This is a genomic window from Klebsiella ornithinolytica NBRC 105727 = ATCC 31898 (assembly GCF_001598295.1).
Classification (GTDB): Bacteria; Pseudomonadota; Gammaproteobacteria; order Enterobacterales; family Enterobacteriaceae; genus Klebsiella; species Klebsiella ornithinolytica.
In genome coordinates, this window is record NZ_BCYR01000009.1 from 124,593 (window position 1) to 147,794 (window position 23,202).

General features: G+C 55.6%; 22 protein-coding genes. 20 read left to right on the forward strand and 2 right to left on the reverse strand.

Annotated features, from left to right (window positions below; translation table 11 throughout):
* Positions 1-247: 247 nt before the first annotated feature.
* The 8 genes from ROR01S_RS17855 to nei all read left to right on the forward strand — a co-directional run bounded on the left by ROR01S_RS17855 (position 248) and on the right by nei (position 6,570).
* Positions 248-991 carry a type 2 GTP cyclohydrolase I gene (locus ROR01S_RS17855; protein ID WP_004859643.1) on the forward strand — a complete coding sequence of 248 codons (744 nt, stop codon included), beginning with the start codon at positions 248-250 and terminating at the stop codon, positions 989-991.
* Positions 992-1,007: 16 nt separating this feature from the next.
* Positions 1,008-1,664: a 5-oxoprolinase subunit PxpB gene (gene pxpB, locus ROR01S_RS17860; protein WP_032716910.1), complete on the forward strand. Its 657-nt coding sequence runs from the start codon at positions 1,008-1,010 to the stop codon at positions 1,662-1,664.
* Entirely contained in the window at positions 1,658-2,590 is a 933-nt protein-coding gene (gene pxpC / locus ROR01S_RS17865; protein ID WP_044349706.1) for a 5-oxoprolinase subunit PxpC, read from the forward strand. Before pxpB ends, pxpC begins: the two co-directional genes overlap by 7 nt.
* Entirely contained in the window at positions 2,580-3,326 is a 747-nt protein-coding gene (pxpA, locus tag ROR01S_RS17870; RefSeq protein ID WP_004859649.1) for a 5-oxoprolinase subunit PxpA, read from the forward strand. Before pxpC ends, pxpA begins: the two co-directional genes overlap by 11 nt.
* Before the next feature lie 62 nt (positions 3,327-3,388).
* A complete protein-coding gene (locus ROR01S_RS17875) occupies positions 3,389-4,117 on the forward strand; it encodes a DUF969 domain-containing protein (protein ID WP_004859651.1) in 729 nt (242 codons plus the stop codon).
* Positions 4,114-5,109, forward strand: coding sequence for a DUF979 domain-containing protein (locus ROR01S_RS17880; protein WP_015584870.1), 996 nt, complete (start codon positions 4,114-4,116; stop codon positions 5,107-5,109). Before ROR01S_RS17875 ends, ROR01S_RS17880 begins: the two co-directional genes overlap by 4 nt.
* A gap of 9 nt (positions 5,110-5,118) precedes the next feature.
* Positions 5,119-5,763: a pyroglutamyl-peptidase I gene (gene pcp, locus ROR01S_RS17885; protein WP_004859654.1), complete on the forward strand. Its 645-nt coding sequence runs from the start codon at positions 5,119-5,121 to the stop codon at positions 5,761-5,763.
* Positions 5,764-5,778: 15 nt separating this feature from the next.
* Positions 5,779-6,570: an endonuclease VIII gene (gene nei, locus ROR01S_RS17890; protein WP_004859657.1), complete on the forward strand. Its 792-nt coding sequence runs from the start codon at positions 5,779-5,781 to the stop codon at positions 6,568-6,570.
* A 705-nt stretch (positions 6,571-7,275) separates the two neighbouring features.
* Here the strand turns inward: nei and ROR01S_RS17895 are convergent.
* On the reverse strand, positions 7,276-8,562 hold the full coding sequence (locus ROR01S_RS17895) for a citrate synthase (protein ID WP_004859660.1): 1,287 nt from the start codon (positions 8,560-8,562) through the stop codon (positions 7,276-7,278).
* 181 nt (positions 8,563-8,743) lie between these two features.
* Positions 8,744-8,875, reverse strand: a complete 132-nt coding sequence (locus tag ROR01S_RS27765) for a hypothetical protein (protein WP_418325369.1) — start codon at positions 8,873-8,875, stop codon at positions 8,744-8,746.
* A gap of 324 nt (positions 8,876-9,199) precedes the next feature.
* On the opposite strand from ROR01S_RS27765, the gene sdhC reads away from it, so the two are divergent.
* From sdhC to ybgE, 12 genes are all read left to right on the forward strand, one after another.
* Positions 9,200-9,604: a succinate dehydrogenase cytochrome b556 subunit gene (gene sdhC, locus ROR01S_RS17900; RefSeq protein WP_004859662.1), complete on the forward strand. Its 405-nt coding sequence runs from the start codon at positions 9,200-9,202 to the stop codon at positions 9,602-9,604.
* Positions 9,598-9,945 carry a succinate dehydrogenase membrane anchor subunit gene (gene sdhD / locus ROR01S_RS17905; RefSeq protein ID WP_004859665.1) on the forward strand — a complete coding sequence of 116 codons (348 nt, stop codon included), beginning with the start codon at positions 9,598-9,600 and terminating at the stop codon, positions 9,943-9,945. The genes sdhC and sdhD overlap by 7 nt, the downstream gene beginning before the upstream one ends.
* Complete coding sequence (gene sdhA / locus ROR01S_RS17910; RefSeq protein WP_004859668.1) at positions 9,945-11,711, forward strand: succinate dehydrogenase flavoprotein subunit; 1,767 nt, start codon at positions 9,945-9,947, stop codon at positions 11,709-11,711. The genes sdhD and sdhA overlap by 1 nt, the downstream gene beginning before the upstream one ends.
* Before the next feature lie 15 nt (positions 11,712-11,726).
* Entirely contained in the window at positions 11,727-12,443 is a 717-nt protein-coding gene (gene sdhB, locus ROR01S_RS17915) for a succinate dehydrogenase iron-sulfur subunit SdhB (RefSeq protein WP_004859670.1), read from the forward strand.
* A gap of 507 nt (positions 12,444-12,950) precedes the next feature.
* The gene (sucA, locus tag ROR01S_RS17920; protein WP_004859672.1) at positions 12,951-15,758 is read left to right on the forward strand and encodes a 2-oxoglutarate dehydrogenase E1 component; all 2,808 of its coding nucleotides are present in this window, start codon (positions 12,951-12,953) and stop codon (positions 15,756-15,758) included.
* A 14-nt stretch (positions 15,759-15,772) separates the two neighbouring features.
* The gene (gene odhB, locus ROR01S_RS17925) at positions 15,773-16,993 is read left to right on the forward strand and encodes a 2-oxoglutarate dehydrogenase complex dihydrolipoyllysine-residue succinyltransferase (protein WP_004859675.1); all 1,221 of its coding nucleotides are present in this window, start codon (positions 15,773-15,775) and stop codon (positions 16,991-16,993) included.
* 145 nt (positions 16,994-17,138) lie between these two features.
* Positions 17,139-18,305 carry an ADP-forming succinate--CoA ligase subunit beta gene (gene sucC, locus ROR01S_RS17930; protein ID WP_004859677.1) on the forward strand — a complete coding sequence of 389 codons (1,167 nt, stop codon included), beginning with the start codon at positions 17,139-17,141 and terminating at the stop codon, positions 18,303-18,305.
* Positions 18,305-19,174 carry a succinate--CoA ligase subunit alpha gene (gene sucD / locus ROR01S_RS17935; protein ID WP_004859678.1) on the forward strand — a complete coding sequence of 290 codons (870 nt, stop codon included), beginning with the start codon at positions 18,305-18,307 and terminating at the stop codon, positions 19,172-19,174. The genes sucC and sucD overlap by 1 nt, the downstream gene beginning before the upstream one ends.
* Before the next feature lie 839 nt (positions 19,175-20,013).
* Positions 20,014-21,582 (forward strand): cytochrome ubiquinol oxidase subunit I, encoded by a 1,569-nt coding sequence (cydA, locus tag ROR01S_RS17940; protein WP_004859682.1) that lies wholly within the window; start codon positions 20,014-20,016, stop codon positions 21,580-21,582.
* Positions 21,583-21,597: 15 nt separating this feature from the next.
* A complete protein-coding gene (gene cydB / locus ROR01S_RS17945) occupies positions 21,598-22,737 on the forward strand; it encodes a cytochrome d ubiquinol oxidase subunit II (protein ID WP_004859683.1) in 1,140 nt (379 codons plus the stop codon).
* A 15-nt stretch (positions 22,738-22,752) separates the two neighbouring features.
* Positions 22,753-22,866 (forward strand): cytochrome bd-I oxidase subunit CydX, encoded by a 114-nt coding sequence (gene cydX, locus ROR01S_RS17950; protein WP_004859685.1) that lies wholly within the window; start codon positions 22,753-22,755, stop codon positions 22,864-22,866.
* Positions 22,866-23,159 carry a cyd operon protein YbgE gene (gene ybgE, locus ROR01S_RS17955; protein WP_004859687.1) on the forward strand — a complete coding sequence of 98 codons (294 nt, stop codon included), beginning with the start codon at positions 22,866-22,868 and terminating at the stop codon, positions 23,157-23,159. The genes cydX and ybgE overlap by 1 nt, the downstream gene beginning before the upstream one ends.
* Positions 23,160-23,202: the final 43 nt, after the last annotated feature.

Here is a 23,202-nt window from a genome sequence, read left to right on the forward strand (position 1 = left end):
AACGAAAGTCGATCTTTCTGCATGAATAGCGGTTTAGCAGTGTTATTCATGGCCTTAAAGGCTTTCTGGTTATTTAATATGCTTTTATAATGCATAAATATACACGAATGCATCACGGGGTGGGTAGACAAATTGCGGGATTAAGCTAAAAGTCAAACGAGCGTCTCTCACGCAGAGGCTATCGACGATCTACGCGGATACCGCTATGTTATGCCTGTGCACAAAATGATGACCTGATGGAGCGGCAATGAAAAATAGCGAACTGGAACAACTGATTAACGAAAAGCTCAATAGCGCGACATTCAGCGACTACGCGCCAAATGGCCTTCAGGTGGAAGGGCGTGAGACGGTGCAAAAAATTGTCACCGGCGTCACCGCCAGCCAGGCGCTGTTGGACGAGGCCGTGCGCCTGCAGGCAGATGCGGTGATCGTCCATCATGGTTATTTCTGGAAAGGTGAATCGCCGGTGATTCGCGGCATTAAGCGCCAGCGCCTGAAGACGCTGCTGGCAAATGATATCAACCTCTATGGCTGGCATCTGCCGCTGGATGCCCACCCGGAGCTGGGGAATAACGTCCAGCTGGCGCAGCTGCTGGGGATCACCGTCATGGGGGAAATTGAGCCGCTGGTCCCGTGGGGAGAGCTGTCGATGCCGGTTTCCGGGCTGGAGCTGGCTTCGTGGATTGAGGCGCGCCTGGGGCGCAAGCCGCTGTGGTGCGGTGATACCGGGCCAGATAAAGTGGCCCGTGTCGCCTGGTGTACCGGCGGTGGCCAGAGCTTTATTGACAGCGCCGCTCGCTTTGGCGTCGATGCGTTTATTACCGGTGAAGTCTCGGAGCAAACTGTCCACTCCGCGCGCGAGCAGTCCCTGCATTTTTATGCTGCCGGACACCATGCCACCGAACGCGGCGGTATTCGCGCGTTGAGCGAATGGCTGACGGAAAATACCGATCTGGATGTGACCTTTATTGATATTCCCAACCCGGCCTGATGAGAGAGAAAGAAAAGTGCAGCGAGCGCGTTGTTACATGTTAGGCGAAACCGCCGTGGTTCTGGAGCTCGAACCCCCGGTCACGCTGGAAAGTCAAAAGCGTATCTGGCGCCTGGCTCAGAGACTGGCGGATCACGAAGAGGTCCTGGATGCGATACCGGGGATGAACAATATTACCGTGGTCCTGCGCCATCCGCAGGAGATGGCATGGGATGCGATTGAGCAGTTGCAGCGCTGGTGGGAGGAGAGCGAGGCGCTTGAGCCACAGTCGCGGCTGATGACCATTCCGGTTATCTACGGCGGCGAAGACGGCCCCGACCTGGCGAACGTGGCGCTTCACAGCGGGTTGACTGAACAGCAGGTTGTCGAATTGCACGCCTCCGTCGAGTACGTGGTGTGGTTTCTTGGTTTCCAGCCGGGATTTCCTTATCTCGGCGGACTGCCGGAGCGTTTAGCGATGCCGCGACATGCGGAACCGCGTCTGCGGGTCCCCGCCGGCTCTGTCGGCATCGGCGGCGCGCAAACCGGCGTGTATCCGCTGGCGACTCCGGGTGGATGGCAGCTGCTGGGCCGTACGCCGCTGGCGCTCTTTGATCCCATGCGTCAGGAGCCCGTGCTGCTGCGTTCCGGCGATCGAGTCCGCTTTGTGCCGCAAAAGGAGGGGGTATGTTGAAGATGATCCGCGCCGGAATGTACTCTTCGGTACAGGATGGCGGACGTGAAGGACAGCGACAGTCGGGGATCAGTCTCTGCGGTGCGCTGGATAAACCCTCGCTGGTGATTGCTAACCTGCTGGTCGGCAACGCGGGAAATGCTGCCGCGCTGGAGATTACGCTCGGCCAGGTGGATATTCAGTTTGAACGTGACTGCTGGTTTGCGCTGACCGGTGCCGCCTGTGAAGCAATGCTGGACGGCGAGCCGGTATGGGTCGGCTGGCGAATGGCGGCGAAGGCCGGGCAGCATCTGGTGCTTAAAACCCCGCAGTATGGGATCCGCAGCTATCTGGCGGTAGCCGGGGGCATTGACGTTCCGGAGGTGCTCGGTTCGCGCAGTACCGATCTGAAAGTCGGCATTGGCGGCCTTGAAGGGCGACGCCTGCAGGATGGCGATCGGCTGAAGCTGGGAAAAGCGTCCCGACGATTCAGTACGTCGCGGGGCGTTAAGTCACTGCCGATCGGCAATCGCATCCGCGCGTTACCGGGGCCGGAGTACCATGAATTTGATCGGGCCTCGCAAGGGGCGTTCTGGCGTTCCCCCTGGCAGCTTAGCGCCCAGAGCAACCGGATGGGATATCGTCTGCAGGGCCAACCGCTTACGCGCACCACCCATCGCGAAATGTTTTCGCACGGCCTGCTGCCGGGGGTGGTACAGGTTCCGCATAACGGTCAGCCGATTGTCTTGATGAACGATGCGCAGACCACCGGCGGCTATCCGCGAATTGCCTGCATTATCGACGCTGATATGTACCAGCTGGCGCAAATTCCGCTGGGCCAGCCGATTCATTTTGTTCCGTGCACGCTGGAAGAGGCGTTGAAAGCACGTGCGGATCAGCAGCGCTATCTGGAACAACTGGCATGGAGACTGAGCGATGATCATTGATTTAAATGCCGATCTGGGGGAAGGCTGTGCGAGCGATAGCGCGTTGTTACAGCTGGTCTCCTCCGCCAATATCGCCTGCGGTTTTCATGCCGGCGATGCGTTACTGATGCATAAATGCGTGCGCGAGGCGTTGAAAAACGGCGTGGCCGTCGGGGCGCATCCCAGCTTTCCCGATCGGGAAAATTTTGGCCGCACCGCAATGCAGCTGCCGCCGGAGACGGTCTATGCCCAGATGCTGTATCAGATTGGTGCGCTGGCGGCGATCGTGCGCGCGGAAGGCGGCGAACTGAAGCACGTGAAGCCGCACGGTATGCTCTACAACCAGGCGGCAAAAGAGGCGCCGCTGGCCGATGCGATTGCCCGGGCTGTGCGAGATTTCGATCCTGCGCTGATCCTGGTCGGGCTGGCCGGCAGCGAATTAATTCGCGCCGGACAACATTACAAGTTGGTCACGCGGCAGGAGGTCTTTGCCGATCGCGGGTACCTGGCTGACGGTAGCCTGGTGCCGCGTTCACAGCCCGGGGCACTTATCGACAGCGAAGAGCAGGCGTTGGCGCAGACCCTGGAAATGGTGCAGCATAATCGGGTACGCAGTCTCACCGGTGAATGGGCGCATGTTATCGCTGACACCGTGTGTCTTCACGGTGACGGTGAACATGCGCTGGATTTTGCGCGCCGTTTGCGTGCGGCTTTTGCCGGACGCAATATTCAGGTCAGCGCGGAAACAGAAGAATAAAACAATAATTATTAAGGCATTACAGCACTCACAACAACACTCACAACTAACAGGACGTTATCATGGGAGAAGCGATATCTCTCTGGCCGCTGATCGGCATTGCCGTGATTGTGGTCGGATTTGTTTTGCGTTTTAATCCGGTTTTAGTGGTCATTATCTCTGGAATTGTTACCGGCGTGGCGGCGCAAATGCCCATCGCCACCATTCTGGAAAAGCTGGGGGAGGGGTTTCTTAACACCCGCAACCTGCCATTTATTCTCTTGCTGCCGCTGGCGGTCATTGGGCTACTTGAACGGCATGGCCTGAAAGAGCGCGCCCAGGCGTGGATCGCGAAGATCCACAGCGCCACCGCCGGACGTCTGCTGATCGTCTACCTGTTCGTGCGCGAAGCGACGGCTGCGCTGGGGTTAACCAGCCTGGGGGGCCATCCGCAAATGGTGCGTCCGCTGCTGGCGCCGATGGCGGAAGGGGCGGCGGAAAAAACGTTAGGTCCGCTTCCCGGCAGCATTCGCTATCGCTTACGCGCGATGTCGGCGGCGACGGACAACGTCGGCCTGTTCTTTGGCGAAGACATTTTCGTCGCCTTCGGCGCCATCATCTTTATGCACAACTTTATGCTGGAGTCCGGTGGGATCCAGACCGAACCGCTGCATATTGCCCTGTGGGGGATCCCGACGGCGATTTGCGCCTTCGCGATCCATTCCGCGCGTCTGTGGCGACTCGATCGTCACCTGCAGCGCGAGCTGGATAAACTGAACGCCGCCGCACAGGCGAAAGGCGGTGTCGCATGAATTTTCAACAAACCTGGCTCTACTGGCTGGCGGGTGTCGTTCTGCTGGTGGTCGCGGTCATGTCATGGCGCGACAAAAGTAACCCTCGTCGCCTGACCACCGGCCTGTTCTGGGGGCTGTACGGTCTGCTGTTCCTGCTTGGCGACTGGACTTATCAGCTGGTAGACGACAAGCGCTCGGTCAATATTGCCGTCGGCGTTGCCGTCGTGGCGCTGGCGCTGATCGCCGGTTTTGGCGGTGTCAGGCTGGGTAGCTATCACCAGCGCACCGAGGAAGAGCGAACCGCCAGCGCGACCCGCCTGGGTAACCGGCTGTTTTATCCGGCGCTGGCTATTCCGGTTGTCACGGTGATCGGGGTGCTGCTGTTTAATAACCTGCCATCGTGGCAAGTCCGGGTGTTTGGCCCGGGTAATCATGCCACGCTGATTACGCTGTTTTCGATGACCGCCGGGACGCTGATCGGCCTGATGATGGCGATTCGCATGACCCGGGAAAAGGTCGCGCAGCCGCTGCAGGAGGCGCGTCGTCTGCTGGATTCGGTAGGCTGGGCGTTTATTTTGCCGCAGATCCTGGCGGTGCTGGGGCTGCTGTTTACCACTGCCGGAGTGGGTAGCAGTATTGCCTGGCTCACCGAGCATTATCTGGCGGTGGACAGCCGCTTTGTCGCTGTGGCGGTCTACACCATCGGCATGGCGCTGCTGACGATGGTCATGGGCAATGCGTTTGCCGCCTTCCCGATTGTCACGGCGGGGATTGGTATTCCGATTCTGGTGCTTCAGCACGGCGGTAATCCGGCGGTGATGGCGGCGATCGGTATGTTCTCCGGCTACTGCGGCACCCTGATGACGCCGATGGCGGCAAACTTCAACATCGTGCCGGCGGCGCTGCTGGAACTGCCGGATAAAAATGCGGTGATTAAGGCTCAGATTCCGACCGGCGTACTGCTGCTGATCGTCAACGTATTTCTACTCTATTTCCTGATGTTCCTGTAAGGAGGAAAGATGGCGGGCGTATTAATCACCGGGTTTGAACCCTTTGGCGGTGAGGCGGTGAACCCTTCATGGGAAGTGGTGAAGCAGCTTGATGGCGCGATGGTGGCCGGTGAGCGCGTGGTCGCGCGACAGCTGCCCTGTGTATTTGGTGAGGCCCTGACGGCGCTGTATGCGGCGCTGGATGAGCATCAACCGGTGTTAACGATAGCGGTCGGGCAGGCGGGTGGTCGTGTCGATATTACCGTCGAACGTGTCGCGATAAACGTCGATGATGCGCGTATTGCCGATAATAAAGGCCAGCAGCCGGTTGACGTGCCGGTAGTGGCCGACGGTCCGGCGGCCTGGTTCAGCAGCCTGCCGGTGAAAGCAATTGTCGCGGCGCTGCGCGAGCAGGGCATACCGGCATCGGTGTCGCAAACGGCGGGGACATTCGTCTGCAACCATGTGATGTATGGTCTGCTGCATGCATTAAACGGGCGAAGCGGGGCAAAAGGCGGCTTTATCCATATTCCGTACCTCCCGGAGCAGGCGGCCGCCCATCCGGGTGAGGCGAGTATGGCGGTACAAACGGTCCGTGCGGCGCTGGAGACGGCGATTGCCGTCTCCCTGCGCCAGGAGGGGGATGTGAAAATTGTCGGCGGTGCGACGCACTAACAGAAGGACGCTATTATGCCGGAAGGTCCGGAGATCCGCCGCGCGGCGGATAGCCTGGAGGCGGCGGTCAAAGGCGAACCTCTTACCGATGTCTGGTTCGCTTTTCCGCAGCTACAGGTGTATCAGGCTCCGCTGGTGGGCCAGCGGGTAACCCACATAGAAACCCGCGGCAAAGCGCTGCTGACGCATTTCTCCGGCGGGTTGACGCTCTACAGTCATAATCAGCTGTACGGCGTCTGGCGCGTGGTGGAGGCGGGCGAACAGCCGGTCAGTAACCGCGTGCTGCGGGTCAGGCTGCAGACGGCGGAGAAGGCGATTTTGCTCTATAGCGCGTCGGATATCGCTATTCTGACGCCGGAGCAGCTGGCTACCCATCCGTTTTTATTGCGGGTTGGACCCGATGTGCTGGATATGACGCTGACCGCGGAATCGGTCAAAGCTCGCCTGCTGTCGGCCAGATTCCGCCGACGGCAGTTTTCCGCTTTGTTGCTGGATCAGGCGTTTCTGGCCGGACTGGGAAACTATTTACGGGTGGAGATTCTCTGGCAGGTCGGGTTGAGCGGGCGGCATAACGCATCGGCGCTCGATGATAAGCAGCTCGACGCCCTGGCCCATGCGCTGCTGGATATTCCGCGCCTGTCGTATCGCACCCGCGGGGCGGTGGATGAGAATAAACATCATGGCGCGCTGTTCCGCTTTAACGTTTTCCATCGTGATGGCGAAATCTGCGAGCGCTGCGGCGGGATTATCGAGAAAACGATGCTCGCGTCGCGACCGTTTTACTGGTGTCCGGGGTGCCAGCATTAGCGATACGCTGTTCGCTTTTTAAGCTATCGTGCCCGTCTTTCGTGCCGGGCGTTTACGGGTCGGTTGACCAATCCGGCAGTGGTGTAAGAGTCAGTTATCTCAATGAGATTGCCGATTTTTTATGCGACGCTGTCAGGTTTTCAACATCTTTGCAGGAGTTTCTGTCCCGTCGTTCGCTGTTAAGCCAGGGATGTTGTTTTTACGCTGGTTTGTGCGAAAGGGGTCTATCGCGTGGGTTCCGTGGAGTATATCGTTCACTTTTGTGGCATGTTCCGTTCACGGTGAATCCGCCACTTTTCTTACACCCGCTGCGGGTGAACGGCATGGGGGGCGTTTCGCTCGCCCCCCCGGCATTGCGCTGAAAACGGCCGCTACGCGGTATGCTCCACTCCGGCTTCATCTGGCGGACCGGGCCGGACTCGACGTCCCTGTCTCGACCGATCCTCTGACCACCGTCCTGGCGGTCAGTCCTGGATGTGCGCCTGCGTTCCCGCCCGTTCACCTGTCGCGCAGGAAACAGTCGCGTGCGGAACCTCACGTGAACGGAATATTCCACAGAACACATGCCCCGAAGTACGAAAATTACTTTCGCGCCAACCACCGTTTACCGGCATCGCCCTGGTCCACGATAAACAAAAAAAAGCTGGCCACCTTAAGTGGCCAGCATGACGTTCGCAGACGCGTTTTTTGTCTTCAGGATCGAACTTAGCCTTTGGCCACGTCGGATTTGAAATCGCGTTTTTCGTAGCCGGTATACAGCTGACGCGGACGCGCGATTTTCATGCCGTCGCTGTGCATTTCGTTCCAGTGAGCAATCCAGCCTACGGTACGCGCCATCGCGAAGATAACGGTAAACATGGAGGACGGAATACCCATCGCTTTCAGAATGATACCGGAGTAGAAATCGACGTTCGGGTAGAGTTTCTTCTCGATGAAATACGGGTCGTTGAGCGCGATGTGCTCAAGTTCCATGGCCACTTCCAGCAGATCGTCTTTGGTGCCCAGTTCTTTCAGCACTTCATGGCAGGTTTCACGCATTACGGTGGCGCGCGGGTCGTAGTTTTTGTACACGCGGTGGCCGAAGCCCATCAGACGGAAAGAGTCGTTTTTGTCTTTCGCGCGACGGACAAATTCCGGAATGTGCTCAACGGAACTGATCTCTTCCAGCATCTTCAGCGCAGCTTCGTTCGCGCCACCGTGCGCCGGTCCCCACAGGGAGGCGATGCCCGCAGCGATACAGGCGAACGGGTTCGCGCCAGAAGAACCTGCGGTACGGACGGTGGAGGTGGATGCGTTCTGTTCGTGGTCAGCGTGCAGGATCAGGATACGGTCCATGGCGCGTTCCAGTACCGGGTTAACCTCGTAGGTTTCACACGGCGTGGAGAACATCATATTCAGGAAGTTGCCCGCGTAAGAGAGGTCGTTGCGCGGATAAACGAAAGGCTGGCCGATTGAATATTTGTAACACATTGCTGCCATTGTCGGCATTTTGGACAGCAGGCGATAGGCGGCGATTTCACGGTGGCGCGGATTGTTGACATCCAGGGAGTCGTGATAGAACGCGGCCAGCGCGCCGGTGATACCGCACATCACCGCCATCGGGTGAGAGTCACGGCGAAACGCGTGGAACAGACGGGTAATCTGCTCGTGGATCATGGTGTGGCGGGTAACGATGGTCTTGAATTCGTTGTACTGTTCCTGGTTCGGCTTTTCACCGTTCAGCAGGATGTAACACACTTCGAGGTAGTTGGACTCGGTCGCTAACTGATCGATCGGGAAACCACGGTGGAGCAGGATACCTTCATCACCATCGATAAAGGTGATTTTAGATTCACATGATGCGGTGGAAGTGAAACCAGGGTCAAAGGTGAATACGCCTTTTGATCCAAGACTACGAATATCAATAACATCCTGACCGAGCGTGCCCTTTAGCACATCCAGTTCAATAGCAGTATCACCGCCTAGGGTGATTTTTGCTTTAGCATCAGACATTTATGGTCTCCTTAGCGCCTTTATTGCGTAAGACTGCCGGGTGTGGATTTGCCTTCGGCCCGTGCCTGACTACGTTACCAGTTTGTTATGTTGCACACAGCTCTGCGTCAGCGGAAATTGCAGGGTACAGAGCAAAGGCGCTTGATGGTACGTCTTCAGCCTACGACGAAACAGCAGCAAATCAGCGTTTTAGCAGTCCGAATTTAAAAATCTGTATACCACTAATAACTGTCCTGATTACATCGGTCAATACCATCACACTGTTGCATAACTTATTCTCAGGTGAAAGAGTGACCCCATAACTTTTGAGCATTATTGCATTTATCTGGTAATGGTTGTAACAAGAATGTTTAATATTTGTCAAATCAGGTGATTAAAATTTAAAATAATGTTGTTATCGTGACATCGATCACTGTTCCGGACAAAACCCGACAAACTATATGTAGGTTAATTGTAATGATTTTGTGAACGGCCTATACTGCCGCCAGGTCTCCGGAACACCCTGCAATCCCGAGCCACCCAGCGTTGTCTGGTCACGTTTTAGCTCTTGAAAAGGGGTTTTATCATGACCACAGGTTATAGAAAGGACGCTGTCTGACCCGCAAGCAGACCGGAGGAAGGAAACAATAAGAACAGCATGTGGGCGTTATTCATGGTAAGAAATGTGAAAAAACAAAGACCTGTCAATCTGGATCTGCAAACGATCCGGTTCCCAATCACAGCGATAGCGTCCATTCTCCATCGCGTTTCCGGTGTGATCACCTTCGTGGCGGTCGGGATTCTGCTTTGGTTGCTGGGCACCAGCCTTTCCTCTCCAGAAGGTTTCCTCGTTGCGTCTTCCATCATGGATAGCTTCTTTGTGAAGTTCATCATGTGGGGCATCCTGACCGCGCTGGCGTACCACGCCGTTGTCGGTATCCGCCACCTGTTGATGGATTTTGGCTACCTGGAAGAAACCCTCGAAGTAGGGACACGCTCCGCTAAGATTTCTTTTGTTATTACTGTCGTGCTTTCACTTCTCGCAGGAGTCCTCGTATGGTAAGCAACGCCTCAGCACTGGGACGCAACGGCGTACATGACTTCATTCTGGTTCGTGCTACCGCCATCGTTCTGACCCTTTACATCATCTACATGGTCGGCTTTTTTGCCACCACCGGTGAAATTTCCTGGGAAGTCTGGACGGGCTTTTTCTCCTCCGCATTCACTAAAGTCTTCACCCTGTTAGCCCTCGTGTCCATTCTGATTCACGCCTGGATCGGGATGTGGCAGGTGTTGACGGACTACGTTAAACCGCTGGCTGTACGCTTAATTCTGCAACTGGTTATCGTTGTTGCGCTGGTGGCTTACGTTCTTTATGGATTTGTTGTGGTGTGGGGTGTGTGATGAAATTGCCTGTCAGAGAATTTGATGCAGTTGTGATTGGTGCCGGTGGCGCAGGTATGCGCGCGGCGCTGCAAATTTCCCAGAGCGGCCAGACCTGTGCGCTGCTCTCTAAAGTGTTCCCTACCCGTTCCCATACCGTTTCCGCGCAGGGTGGCATCACCGTGGCGCTCGGTAATACCCATGAAGATAACTGGGAATGGCATATGTATGACACGGTGAAAGGCTCCGATTATATCGGTGACCAGGACGCCATCGAATATATGTGTAAGACCGGCCCGGAAGCGATTCTGGAGCTTGACCATATGGGGCTGCCGTTCTCCCGCCTGGAGAATGGCACCATTTATCAGCGTCCGTTTGGCGGCCAGTCGAAAAACTTCGGCGGCGAACAGGCGGCACGTACCGCTGCGGCGGCTGACCGTACCGGTCACGCGCTGCTGCATACCCTTTATCAGCAGAACCTGAAAAACCACACCACCATTTTCTCCGAGTGGTATGCGCTGGATCTGGTGAAAAACGCCGATGGCGCGGTGGTAGGTTGTACCGCGCTGTGTATCGAGACCGGTGAAGTGGTTTACTTCAAAGCCCGTGCGACCGTGCTGGCAACCGGCGGCGCAGGCCGTATCTACCAGTCCACAACTAACGCCCACATCAACACCGGTGACGGCGTCGGGATGGCGATTCGCGCCGGCGTGCCGGTGCAGGATATGGAAATGTGGCAGTTCCACCCGACCGGTATCGCCGGTGCGGGGGTTCTGGTGACAGAAGGCTGCCGCGGCGAAGGCGGTTATCTGCTGAACAAACACGGCGAGCGCTTTATGGAGCGTTATGCCCCGAATGCGAAAGACCTGGCGGGTCGTGACGTGGTGGCGCGTTCCATCATGATCGAAATCCGTGAAGGTCGCGGCTGTGACGGCCCGTGGGGCCCGCATGCGAAGCTGAAACTGGACCACCTGGGGAAAGAGGTTCTGGAATCCCGTCTGCCGGGCATCCTGGAGCTTTCACGTACCTTCGCCCACGTCGACCCGGTGAAAGAGCCGATTCCGGTTATCCCAACCTGCCACTACATGATGGGCGGTATTCCGACCAAAGTGACCGGTCAGGCGCTGACCGTGAACGAGCAGGGCGAAGACGTGGTGATTCCTGGCCTGTTCGCCGTCGGCGAAATTGCCTGCGTATCGGTCCACGGCGCGAACCGTCTGGGCGGCAACTCCCTGCTTGACCTGGTGGTGTTCGGTCGTGCGGTCGGTCTGCATCTGCAGGAGTCGATTGCCGAGCAGGGCGATCTGCTTGACGCGACCGAAGCCGAAATCGACGCGTCCCTTGAACGTCTGAACCGCTGGAACGGTAACCGTAACGGCGAAGATCCGGTGGAAATCCGCAAAGCGCTGCAAGAGTGTATGCAGCATAACTTCTCGGTATTCCGCGAAGGCGATGCGATGGCCAAAGGGCTTGAGCAGCTGAAAGCGATCCGCGAGCGCCTGAAAAATGCGCGCCTGGATGACACCTCCAGCGAGTTCAACACCCAGCGCGTTGAGTGCCTGGAGCTGGATAACTTGATGGAAACTGCCTATGCCACCGCGGTTTCTGCAAACTTCCGTACCGAAAGCCGCGGCGCGCATAGTCGCTTCGACTTCCCGGATCGTGATGACGAAAACTGGCTGTGCCATTCCCTGTATCTGCCAGAGTCGGAATCCATGACGCGTCGTAGCGTCAATATGGAACCGAAACTGCGTCCGGCATTCCCGCCGAAGATTCGTACTTATTAATGCGGAGACAGGAAAATGAAACTAGAGTTTTCAATTTATCGTTATAACCCGGACGTTGACGATGCTCCGCGCATGCAGGATTACACCCTCGAAGCGGAAGAAGGTCGTGACATGATGCTGCTGGATGCCTTGATGCAGCTGAAAGAAAAAGACCCGTCGCTCTCATTTCGTCGTTCCTGCCGTGAAGGGGTCTGTGGCTCCGACGGTCTGAACATGAACGGTAAGAACGGTCTGGCGTGTATCACGCCGATCTCCGCGCTGAATCAGCCGGGTAAGAAAATTGTCATCCGTCCGCTGCCCGGTTTGCCGGTTATCCGCGATTTGGTTGTAGACATGGGGCAATTCTATGCACAATATGAGAAGATTAAGCCTTACTTGTTGAATAATGGGCAAAATCCTCCGGCTCGCGAGCATCTGCAGAAGCCAGAGCAGCGCGAAAAACTCGATGGTCTGTACGAGTGTATTCTTTGCGCATGTTGTTCAACCTCTTGTCCGTCGTTCTGGTGGAATCCGGACAAGTTTATCGGCCCGGCAGGTCTGCTGGCTGCGTATCGTTTCCTGATTGACAGCCGCGATACCGAAACCGACAGCCGTCTGGAAGGGTTAAGCGATGCTTTCAGCGTATTCCGCTGTCACAGCATCATGAACTGCGTCAGTGTATGTCCGAAAGGGCTTAACCCGACGCGCGCCATCGGCCATATTAAGTCGATGCTGCTGCAGCGCAGTGCGTAAGTAACCCGGTCTGTCCCGGATGGCGCTATCGCTTATCCGGGCTACCCGAAGCAGTAGCCCCGGCAGCGTTTGTGCCGCCGGGAAATGAATACCCTAAATAATTCGAGTTACAGGAAGGTGGCGACGCCGCGAATCCCCAGGAGCTTACTCAAGTAAGTGACTGGGGTGAGTGAGGAAAGCCAACGCACATGTAACTTGAAGTATGAAGGGGATGGCAGGAAATCTTTAAAAACCGCCAAATATGTACCAGTAATCAAGGCGTTCAGAGCGAGGTAAGGCGGCAACTGAACGCATCCCAGGGAGCATAGTGAACTATGTGATCGGGGTAAGTGAAGGCAGCTAACGCAACCGCAGCCTGAACGCCGAAGATTAATGGCAGTTTTTAAAGGTTCCTTCGCGGATGCAGAAGCCACAACTCGTCCGCAACAAGTGAACCCCGGCACGTACAATTGCTGTGCGTGGTAGTTTCTACGGCGAAATAAGCATATAAATGCTTAAGGGATCACGATGCAGAACGGCGCAATGAAAGCCTGGCTGGACTCTTCTTACCTCTCTGGTTCGAACCAGAGCTGGATAGAACAGCTCTATGAAGACTTCTTAACCGATCCTGACTCTGTTGACGCCAACTGGCGTTCTATGTTCCAGCAGTTACCTGGCACCGGAGTCAAACCGGATCAATTTCATTCGAAAACGCGTGATTATTTCCGTCGACTGGCGAAGGATGCCTCACGTTACACTTCTTCGATTTCCGACCCTGATACCAATGTGAAGCAGGTTAAAGTCCTGCAGCTCATCAACGCATATCGCTTCCGTGGTCACCAGCATGCGAATCTCGATCCGCTGGGACTGTGGAAGCAAGAGAGAGTGGCGGATCTCGATCCTGCATACCACGATCTGACCGAGGCCGATTTCCAGGAAAGCTATAACGTAGGTTCATTTGCTATCGGCAAAGATACGATGAAACTGGGCGAGCTGATTGCCGCGCTCAAACAAACCTACTGCGGCGCTATCGGCGCGGAATACATGCACATCACCTCTACCGAAGAGAAACGCTGGATTCAGCAGCGTATTGAGTCGGTAGCAGGGAAAGCCAGCTTTACCGCTGACGAGAAGAAACGTTTCCTGACCGAGCTGACAGCAGCCGAAGGCCTGGAACGTTACCTCGGCGCGAAATTCCCGGGCGCCAAACGCTTCTCGCTGGAAGGCGGCGATGCGCTGATCCCGATGCTCAAAGAGATGATCCGTCACGCTGGCAAAAGCGGCACCCGTGAAGTGGTGCTCGGCATGGCGCACCGCGGTCGTCTGAACGTGCTGGTTAACGTTCTGGGCAAAAAACCGCAGGACCTGTTCGACGAGTTCGCGGGCAAGCATAAAGAACACCTCGGCACCGGTGACGTGAAGTACCACATGGGCTTCTCTTCTGACATGGAAACCGAAGGCGGCCTGGTGCACCTGGCGCTGGCGTTTAACCCGTCACACCTCGAAATCGTCAGCCCGGTGGTTATCGGGTCGGTTCGCGCGCGTCTCGATCGTCTCGACGAGCCGAGCAGCAATAAAGTGCTGCCGATTACTATCCACGGCGACGCCGCAGTGACGGGTCAGGGCGTGGTTCAGGAAACCCTGAACATGTCCAAGGCGCGTGGCTACGAAGTGGGCGGAACCGTACGTATCGTTATCAACAACCAGGTGGGCTTCACTACCTCGAACCCGCTGGATGCGCGCTCCACGCCATACTGCACCGATATCGGTAAAATGGTTCAGGCGCCGATCTTCCACGTGAACGCGGACGATCCGGAAGCCGTTGCTTTCGTTACCCGCCTGGCGCTGGATTTCCGTAATACCTTCAAACGCGATGTCTTCATCGACCTGGTGTGCTACCGCCGTCACGGCCATAACGAAGCCGACGAGCCGAGCGCAACGCAGCCGCTGATGTATCAGAAAATCAAAAAACATCCGACCCCGCGCAAAATCTACGCCGACAAACTTGAGCAGGACAAAGTGTCGACTCTGGAAGATGCGACCGAACTGGTTAACCTCTATCGTGATGCGCTGGATGCCGGCGAATGCGTGGTTGAGGAATGGCGTCCGATGAACCTGCACTCCTTTACCTGGTCACCGTACCTCAACCACGAGTGGGATGAGAGCTACCCGAGTAAAGTCGAGATGAAACGTCTGCAGGAGCTGGCTAAACGCATCAGCACCGTGCCGGACAGCATTGAAATGCAGTCTCGCGTGGCGAAGATTTATGGCGATCGCCAGGCGATGGCCGCCGGCGAGAAGCTGTTCGACTGGGGTGCGGCGGAAAACCTGGCTTACGCCACGCTGGTTGATGAAGGGATTCCGATTCGCCTGTCCGGTGAAGACTCCGGTCGCGGTACGTTCTTCCACCGCCATTCCGTGATTCATAACCAGGTGAACGGTTCGACCTACACGCCGCTGCAGCATGTGCATAACGGCCAGGAGCATTTCAAAGTCTGGGACTCCGTGCTTTCTGAAGAAGCGGTGCTGGCGTTCGAATACGGCTACGCCACTGCGGAACCGCGCACCCTGACTATCTGGGAAGCGCAGTTCGGTGACTTTGCTAACGGCGCTCAGGTGGTGATCGATCAGTTCATCAGCTCCGGCGAGCAGAAGTGGGGCCGGATGTGTGGCCTGGTCATGCTGCTGCCGCACGGCTACGAAGGCCAGGGCCCGGAGCACTCCTCCGCGCGTCTGGAACGCTATCTGCAGCTGTGTGCTGAACAGAATATGCAGGTTTGTGTGCCATCGACTCCGGCTCAGGTTTACCACATGCTGCGTCGTCAGGCGCTGCGCGGTATGCGTCGTCCGCTGGTGGTGATGTCGCCGAAATCTCTGCTGCGCCATCCGCTGGCGGTCTCCAGCCTGGACGAACTGGCGAACGGCACCTTCCTGCCGGCCATCGGTGAAATCGATGACCTCGACCCGAAAGCGGTGAAGCGTGTTGTCCTGTGCTCTGGTAAGGTTTATTACGATCTGCTGGAACAACGCCGTAAGAACGACCAAAAAGATGTCGCTATCGTGCGTATAGAGCAGCTCTATCCGTTCCCGCATCAGGCGGTACAGGAAGCGCTGAAGCCTTACGCTCACGTGCATGATTTTGTCTGGTGCCAGGAAGAACCGCTCAACCAGGGCGCGTGGTACTGCAGCCAGCATCACTTCCGCGAAGTGATTCCGTTTGGGGCCTCTCTGCGTTACGCAGGCCGCCCGGCCTCCGCCTCTCCGGCGGTAGGGTATATGTCCGTTCACCAGAAACAGCAACAAGATCTGGTCAATGACGCGCTGAACGTCGATTAATTAAAGGATACATAATGAGTAGCGTAGATATTCTGGTTCCCGATCTGCCTGAGTCCGTAGCTGACGCGACGGTTGCGACCTGGCATAAAAAACCGGGCGATAGCGTCCAGCGTGATGAAGTGCTGGTGGAAATCGAAACTGACAAAGTGGTACTGGAAGTACCGGCTTCAGCGGACGGCATTCTGGATGCAGTGCTGGAAGACGAAGGTGCAACCGTACTTTCTCGCCAGATCCTCGGTCGCCTGCGTGAAGGCAACAGCGCGGGTAAAGAGTCCGCGGCGAAAGCCGACGCTAAAGAGTCCACCCCGGCTCAGCGTCAGCAGGCCTCTCTGGAAGAGCAGAGCAATGATGCCCTCAGCCCGGCGATTCGCCGTCTGCTGGCTGAACACAACCTCGATGCCGCAGCCATTAAAGGCACCGGCGTCGGCGGCCGCCTGACCCGTGAAGATGTTGAGAAACATCTGGCGGCGGCACCGGCTAAAACCGAAGCCAAAGCGCCTGCCGCTGCGGCAGCACCGGTTGCGCAACTGGGCCACCGTTCTGAAAAACGCGTTCCGATGACCCGCCTGCGCAAACGCGTTGCCGAGCGTCTGCTGGAAGCGAAGAACTCCACCGCCATGCTGACGACCTTCAACGAAGTCAACATGAAGCCGATTATGGATCTGCGTAAGCAGTACGGCGATGCCTTCGAAAAACGTCACGGTATCCGTCTGGGCTTTATGTCCTTCTACGTGAAAGCCGTGGTTGAAGCGCTGAAACGCTATCCGGAAGTGAACGCCTCTATCGATGGCGATGATGTGGTGTATCACAACTACTTCGACGTCAGCATGGCGGTCTCTACGCCGCGCGGTCTGGTGACTCCGGTTCTGCGTGATGTTGACCTGCTGGGCATGGCGGATATCGAAAAGAATATTAAAGAGCTGGCAGTGAAAGGCCGTGACGGCAAGCTGACCGTAGATGACCTGACCGGCGGTAACTTCACCATTACCAACGGCGGCGTATTCGGTTCTCTGATGTCCACGCCAATCATCAACCCACCGCAGAGCGCCATTCTGGGTATGCATGCCATTAAAGATCGCCCGATGGCGGTCAATGGCAAGGTAGAAATTCTGCCAATGATGTACCTGGCGCTCTCTTACGACCACCGTCTGATCGATGGACGTGAATCGGTAGGCTTCCTGGTTGCTATCAAAGAGCTGCTGGAAGACCCGACTCGTCTGCTGCTGGACGTGTAGTCAGCAAGAGTATTACCTACCGTAGGCCGGATAAGGCGTTTACGCCGCCATCCGGCGTTGATGAGATGCCTGATGGCGACGCTAGCGCGTCTTATCAGGCCTACAGGTTTAAAGATAATTATTCCCTGAAGGATGGACTGAACACATGAACTTACATGAATATCAGGCAAAACAACTGTTTGCCCGCTATGGTTTACCGGCGCCGGTGGGTTATGCCTGTACTACTCCGCGCGAAGCAGAAGAAGCCGCATCAAAAATCGGCGCGGGTCCGTGGGTAGTGAAATGTCAGGTTCACGCTGGTGGCCGCGGTAAAGCGGGCGGTGTGAAAGTAGTTAACAGTAAAGAAGACATTCGCGCATTTGCTGAGCACTGGCTGGGCAAACGCCTTGTGACCTACCAGACAGACGCCAACGGCCAGCCGGTTAACCAGATTCTGGTTGAAGCAGCGACAGATATCGCCAAAGAGCTGTATCTGGGTGCGGTTGTTGACCGTAGCTCCCGTCGCGTAGTGTTCATGGCCTCCACCGAAGGCGGCGTGGAAATCGAAAAAGTGGCGGAAGAAACCCCGCACCTGATCCACAAAATTGCGATCGATCCGCTGGCAGGCCCGATGCCTTACCAGGGACGCGAGCTGGCGTTCAAACTGGGTCTGGAAGGTAAGCAGGTTCAGCAGTTCACCAAAATCTTTATGGGTCTGGCGACTATCTTCCTGGAGCGCGACCTGGCGCTGATCGAAATTAACCCGCTGGTTATCACTAAGCAGGGCGACCTGATCTGCCTCGACGGCAAACTGGGCGCCGACGGCAATGCGCTGTTCCGCCAGCCGGATCTGCGTGAAATGCGCGACCAGTCTCAGGAAGACCCGCGTGAAGCGCAGGCTGCACAGTGGGAACTGAACTACGTTGCGCTGGACGGCAACATCGGTTGTATGGTTAACGGTGCGGGCCTGGCAATGGGCACCATGGACATCGTTAAACTGCACGGCGGCGAACCGGCTAACTTCCTCGACGTTGGCGGCGGCGCAACCAAAGAGCGCGTGACTGAAGCGTTCAAAATCATTCTTTCCGACAGCAATGTTAAAGCCGTACTGGTTAACATCTTCGGCGGTATCGTGCGTTGCGACCTGATCGCTGACGGCATCATCGGCGCGGTAGCAGAAGTTGGCGTAAACGTACCGGTTGTCGTACGTCTGGAAGGGAACAACGCCGAACTGGGCGCGAAGAAACTGGCTGACAGCGGCCTGAATATTATTGCAGCGAAAAGTCTGACGGACGCAGCACAGCAGGTTGTTGCCGCAGTGGAGGGGAAATAATGTCCATTTTAATTGATAAAAACACCAAGGTTATCTGCCAGGGCTTCACCGGTAGCCAGGGGACTTTCCACTCTGAACAAGCCATTGCTTACGGCACTCAAATGGTCGGCGGCGTTACGCCAGGCAAAGGCGGCACCACTCACCTGGGTCTGCCGGTGTTTAACACCGTGCGCGAAGCCGTTGAAGCAACCGGCGCAACCGCGACCGTTATCTACGTTCCGGCCCCGTTCTGCAAAGACTCCATTCTGGAAGCTATTGATGCGGGCATTAAGCTGATCATCACCATCACCGAAGGTATCCCGACGCTGGATATGCTGACGGTGAAAGTGAAGCTGGATGAAGCCGGCGTACGCATGATCGGCCCTAACTGCCCGGGCGTTATCACCCCAGGCGCATGCAAAATCGGCATCATGCCGGGTCACATTCATCAGCCGGGTAAAGTGGGGATCGTTTCCCGTTCCGGCACGCTGACCTATGAAGCGGTTAAGCAGACCACCGATTACGGTTTCGGCCAGTCTACCTGCGTTGGTATCGGCGGCGACCCGATCCCGGGTTCTAACTTCATCGATATCCTGAAGCTGTTCCAGGAAGACCCGCAGACCGAAGCGATCGTGATGATCGGTGAGATCGGCGGTAGCGCGGAAGAAGAAGCGGCTGCTTACATCAAAGATCACGTCACCAAGCCGGTTGTCGGTTACATCGCCGGTGTGACCGCGCCGAAAGGCAAGCGTATGGGCCACGCGGGCGCCATTATCGCAGGCGGTAAAGGCACGGCTGATGAGAAATTTGCTGCGCTGGAAGCGGCGGGCGTGAAGACCGTTCGTAGCCTGGCGGATATCGGCGAAGCGCTGAAATCAATCATTAAGTAAACCCTCTCTGCTCAAGCTGAGCAGTTAAATGTCCGATTTCGACATGGTTGGCCACCGTCAGGTGGCCTTTTTTATGCCTCTCTTTGCCGCAGTTTCAACGGTCCCCGCGGCGCACTTTTGCCGTGGCAGATCGCCGTTATCCGGAAAAACCACTTCTATTGTATTGATTTAACACCTTTTTTTAAAATAATAACCCGCTATTTTTCGGCAGAAGAGGGAATGATTCTCACTGCTATTTCTTACCTGAAAATGAAAAGATAAAAATGATGATTTAATTGATGCTGTCTATCAGGAAAAAATACTGTGAAGCGTCTAACATTAATCAGATCGCTATTTTTTTTCATACGATACGACTTAAAGTTAAATCATATTACCTATACTTCTCATATCTCTCTTTTTAGTAACCATTATTGGTATGCTTTAAACATATATTTAACATTACCTTCACCATTATTCTTTGTTGGGATACATAATTAACATGAGCGGGAAAAATTGATTTATATCAATACTTAAAGCTTGGAAAAAACCACAAAAAAACGTTAAATTGTCGCCAATCAAATTGGCCTAAATCAGGCATTTTCGCTATATATTGATCACCGTCGTAAATGTAAAACTGATTCAATAAAATCCTGTTTATTGTAAGGTTATTGCGGCGTAATATATTGGGGAATCAATTGGGTTTTTCGTTAACGTATTTGTAACCTTTGCGAGGAGCTGTTTCATCTGGCGACGAAACGGTAACGAAGCGGGATGCAAGTTATTTTGTATTGGGGCATGCGTATGAACCCGGTGTGCAGGGTTCATTCTCGGAGTCTTCATGCGATGAGCAAGGAGTCATGATGTTAGATATAGTCGAACTGTCGCGCTTACAGTTTGCCTTGACCGCGATGTACCACTTCCTTTTTGTGCCACTGACGCTCGGTATGGCGTTCCTGCTGGCCATCATGGAAACGGTTTACGTCCTTTCCGGCAAACAGATTTATAAAGATATGACCAAGTTCTGGGGCAAGTTGTTTGGTATCAACTTTGCGCTGGGTGTAGCAACCGGGTTGACCATGGAGTTCCAGTTCGGGACAAACTGGTCTTATTATTCTCACTACGTGGGCGATATCTTCGGTGCGCCTCTGGCCATTGAAGGTCTGATGGCCTTCTTCCTCGAATCTACCTTTGTAGGTCTGTTCTTCTTCGGTTGGGATCGTCTGGGCAAAGTTCAGCACATGGCGGTGACCTGGCTGGTGGCACTGGGTTCCAACTTGTCTGCATTGTGGATCCTCGTGGCGAACGGCTGGATGCAAAACCCGATCGCCTCGGATTTCAACTTTGAAACCATGCGTATGGAGATGGTCAGTTTCTCCGAGCTGGTTCTGAACCCGGTTGCGCAGGTGAAATTTGTCCATACCGTCGCATCCGGCTACGTCTGCGGCGCAATGTTCGTCCTGGGTATCAGCTCCTACTATATGCTGCGCGGTCGCGACTTCGCTTTCGCTAAACGCTCCTTTGCCATTGCTGCCAGCTTCGGTATGGCGGCGATTCTCTCCGTTATCGTGCTCGGTGATGAATCCGGTTACGAAATGGGTGACGTGCAGAAAACTAAACTTGCGGCCATCGAAGCCGAATGGGAAACACAGCCAGCTCCGGCTGCCTTTACCCTGTTTGGTATTCCGGACCAGGATGCGCAAACCAACCACTTCGCAATCCAGATTCCTTATGCGTTGGGCATTATTGCCACTCGTTCCGTGGATACGCCGGTTATTGGTCTGAAAGACCTGCTGGCACAGCACGAAGCGCGTATTCGTAACGGGATGAAAGCTTACACCCTGCTGGAAGAGCTGCGCGCAGGCTCAACCGATCAGGCTGTACGCGATGAATTCAACAGCGTGAAGAAAGATTTGGGCTACGGTCTGCTGCTGAAACGCTATACCCCGAACGTCTCTGACGCGACGGAAGCGCAGATTGCTATGGCGACGAAAGACTCTATTCCTCGCGTTGCGCCGCTGTACTTTGCGTTCCGTATTATGGTGGCCTGCGGCATCCTGATGCTCGGTATCATCGCGGCGTCGTTCTGGACCGTTATCCGTAACCAAATTGGCGAGAAGAAATGGCTGCTGCGCATTGCGCTGTACGCAATTCCTCTGCCGTGGATCGCTATCGAGTCCGGTTGGTTCGTCGCGGAATATGGTCGTCAGCCGTGGGCGATAGGTGAGGTACTGCCTACCGCGGTAGCGAACTCGTCCCTGACCGCCGGTGACCTGATCTTCTCGATGCTGCTGATTTGCGGTCTGTACACCCTGTTCCTGGTCGCGGAGCTGTATCTGATGTTCAAATTCGCACGCCGTGGACCAAGCAGCCTGAAAACCGGTCGCTACCACTACGAGCAGTCTTCCACGACTACTCAGCCGGCACGCTAAGACAGGAGTCGTCAAATGATCGATTATGAAGTATTGCGTTTTATCTGGTGGCTACTGATCGGTGTTCTGCTGATTGGTTTCGCCGTCACCGATGGCTTCGACATGGGGGTGGGCATGCTCACCCGTTTCCTCGGTCGTAATGACACCGAGCGTCGAATCATGATTAACTCCATCGCTCCGCACTGGGACGGAAACCAGGTGTGGCTGATCACCGCCGGCGGCGCACTGTTTGCTGCCTGGCCGACGGTCTATGCCGCCGCGTTCTCCGGCTTCTATGTGGCGATGATTCTGGTGCTGGCCGCTTTGTTCTTCCGTCCGGTGGGTTTTGACTACCGCTCGAAGATTGAAGATACCCGCTGGCGCAACATGTGGGACTGGGGCATCTTCATCGGTAGCTTCGTACCGCCGCTGGTGATTGGCGTGGCGTTCGGGAACCTGCTGCAGGGCGTACCGTTCCATATGGATGAATATATGCGCCTGTACTACACCGGTAATTTCTTCCAGCTGCTGAACCCGTTTGGTCTGCTGGCCGGTATTGTTAGCGTGGCGATGATTCTGACGCAGGGGGCTACCTACCTGCAGATGCGTACCGTTGGTGAGCTGCACCTGCGTGCCCGCACGACCTCTCAGGTTGCGGCACTGGTGACGCTGGTTTGCTTCCTGCTGGCCGGTGTCTGGGTGGTATACGGGATCGACGGTTATGTGGTCACCTCGGCTATCGACCACTCTGCGCCATCTAACCCGCTGACCAAAGAAGTGACTCGTCAGGCTGGTGCATGGTTGGTGAACTTCAATAATATGCCTTCGCTGTGGGCTATCCCGGCACTGGGCGTGGTATTGCCGCTGCTGACTATCCTGACCTCGCGGATGGAGAAGGGCGCTCTGGCGTTTATCTTCTCTTCTCTGACGCTGGCCTGCATCATTCTGACCGCCGGGATTGCGATGTTCCCGTTCATCATGCCGTCCAGCACGATGATGAACGTTAGTCTGACCATGTGGGATTCAACCTCCAGCCAAAGAACGCTGAACCTGATGACCTACGTGGCGATTGTCTTCGTGCCGATTATTCTGGGTTACACCACCTGGTGTTACTGGAAGATGTTCGGTCGCATTACCCGCGAAGACATCGAAAAGAACACCCACTCGTTGTATTAAGGTAAGGAGCTAGATATGTGGTATTTCGCATGGATTTTGGGAACGCTTCTTGCCTGTGCCTTTGGGGTTATCACCGCGTTAGCGCTTGAGCACGTGGAAAGCACCAAAGCAGGTAAAGAAGAACACTGATGAGTAAAATTATCGCGACCCTTTACGCGATAATGGATAAGCGCCCGTTAAGGGCGCTTTCCCTATTGATGGCACTGCTGCTGGCGGGCTGCATTTTCTGGGATCCGTCGCGCTTTGCGGCAAAGACCAGTGAGCTGGAGATCTGGCACGGCTTCCTGCTGATGTGGGCCGTGTGCGCCGGGGTTATCCACGGCGTGGGCTTCCGTCCGCATGCCATTCACTGGCAAGGGATTTTTTGTCCACTTATCGCTGATATTGTACTCATCACGGGGCTGTTTTTTTTCTTCTTTTGAAAGAGAAGAGAATAAGAGAACTCTGTTAACCTCATGGGCTTGC

Bases quoted from the DNA above. Each gene is read 5' to 3' on its own strand.
- ROR01S_RS17855 (WP_004859643.1), top strand. From the start codon at position 248: ATGAAAAATAGCGAACTGGAACAACTGATTAACGAAAAGCTCAATAGC.
- pxpC (WP_044349706.1), top strand. From the start codon at position 1,658: ATGTTGAAGATGATCCGCGCCGGAATGTACTCTTCGGTACAGGATGGC.
- pxpA (WP_004859649.1), top strand. From the start codon at position 2,580: ATGATCATTGATTTAAATGCCGATCTGGGGGAAGGCTGTGCGAGCGAT.
- ROR01S_RS17875 (WP_004859651.1), top strand. From the start codon at position 3,389: ATGGGAGAAGCGATATCTCTCTGGCCGCTGATCGGCATTGCCGTGATT.
- ROR01S_RS17880 (WP_015584870.1), top strand. From the start codon at position 4,114: ATGAATTTTCAACAAACCTGGCTCTACTGGCTGGCGGGTGTCGTTCTG.
- pcp (WP_004859654.1), top strand. From the start codon at position 5,119: ATGGCGGGCGTATTAATCACCGGGTTTGAACCCTTTGGCGGTGAGGCG.
- nei (WP_004859657.1), top strand. From the start codon at position 5,779: ATGCCGGAAGGTCCGGAGATCCGCCGCGCGGCGGATAGCCTGGAGGCG.
- ROR01S_RS17895 (WP_004859660.1), bottom strand. From the start codon at position 8,562: ATGTCTGATGCTAAAGCAAAAATCACCCTAGGCGGTGATACTGCTATT.
- ROR01S_RS27765 (WP_418325369.1), bottom strand. From the start codon at position 8,875: ATGCTCAAAAGTTATGGGGTCACTCTTTCACCTGAGAATAAGTTATGC.
- sdhC (WP_004859662.1), top strand. From the start codon at position 9,200: ATGTGGGCGTTATTCATGGTAAGAAATGTGAAAAAACAAAGACCTGTC.
- sdhD (WP_004859665.1), top strand. From the start codon at position 9,598: ATGGTAAGCAACGCCTCAGCACTGGGACGCAACGGCGTACATGACTTC.
- sdhA (WP_004859668.1), top strand. From the start codon at position 9,945: ATGAAATTGCCTGTCAGAGAATTTGATGCAGTTGTGATTGGTGCCGGT.
- sdhB (WP_004859670.1), top strand. From the start codon at position 11,727: ATGAAACTAGAGTTTTCAATTTATCGTTATAACCCGGACGTTGACGAT.
- sucA (WP_004859672.1), top strand. From the start codon at position 12,951: ATGCAGAACGGCGCAATGAAAGCCTGGCTGGACTCTTCTTACCTCTCT.
- odhB (WP_004859675.1), top strand. From the start codon at position 15,773: ATGAGTAGCGTAGATATTCTGGTTCCCGATCTGCCTGAGTCCGTAGCT.
- sucC (WP_004859677.1), top strand. From the start codon at position 17,139: ATGAACTTACATGAATATCAGGCAAAACAACTGTTTGCCCGCTATGGT.
- sucD (WP_004859678.1), top strand. From the start codon at position 18,305: ATGTCCATTTTAATTGATAAAAACACCAAGGTTATCTGCCAGGGCTTC.
- cydA (WP_004859682.1), top strand. From the start codon at position 20,014: ATGTTAGATATAGTCGAACTGTCGCGCTTACAGTTTGCCTTGACCGCG.
- cydB (WP_004859683.1), top strand. From the start codon at position 21,598: ATGATCGATTATGAAGTATTGCGTTTTATCTGGTGGCTACTGATCGGT.
- cydX (WP_004859685.1), top strand. From the start codon at position 22,753: ATGTGGTATTTCGCATGGATTTTGGGAACGCTTCTTGCCTGTGCCTTT.
- ybgE (WP_004859687.1), top strand. From the start codon at position 22,866: ATGAGTAAAATTATCGCGACCCTTTACGCGATAATGGATAAGCGCCCG.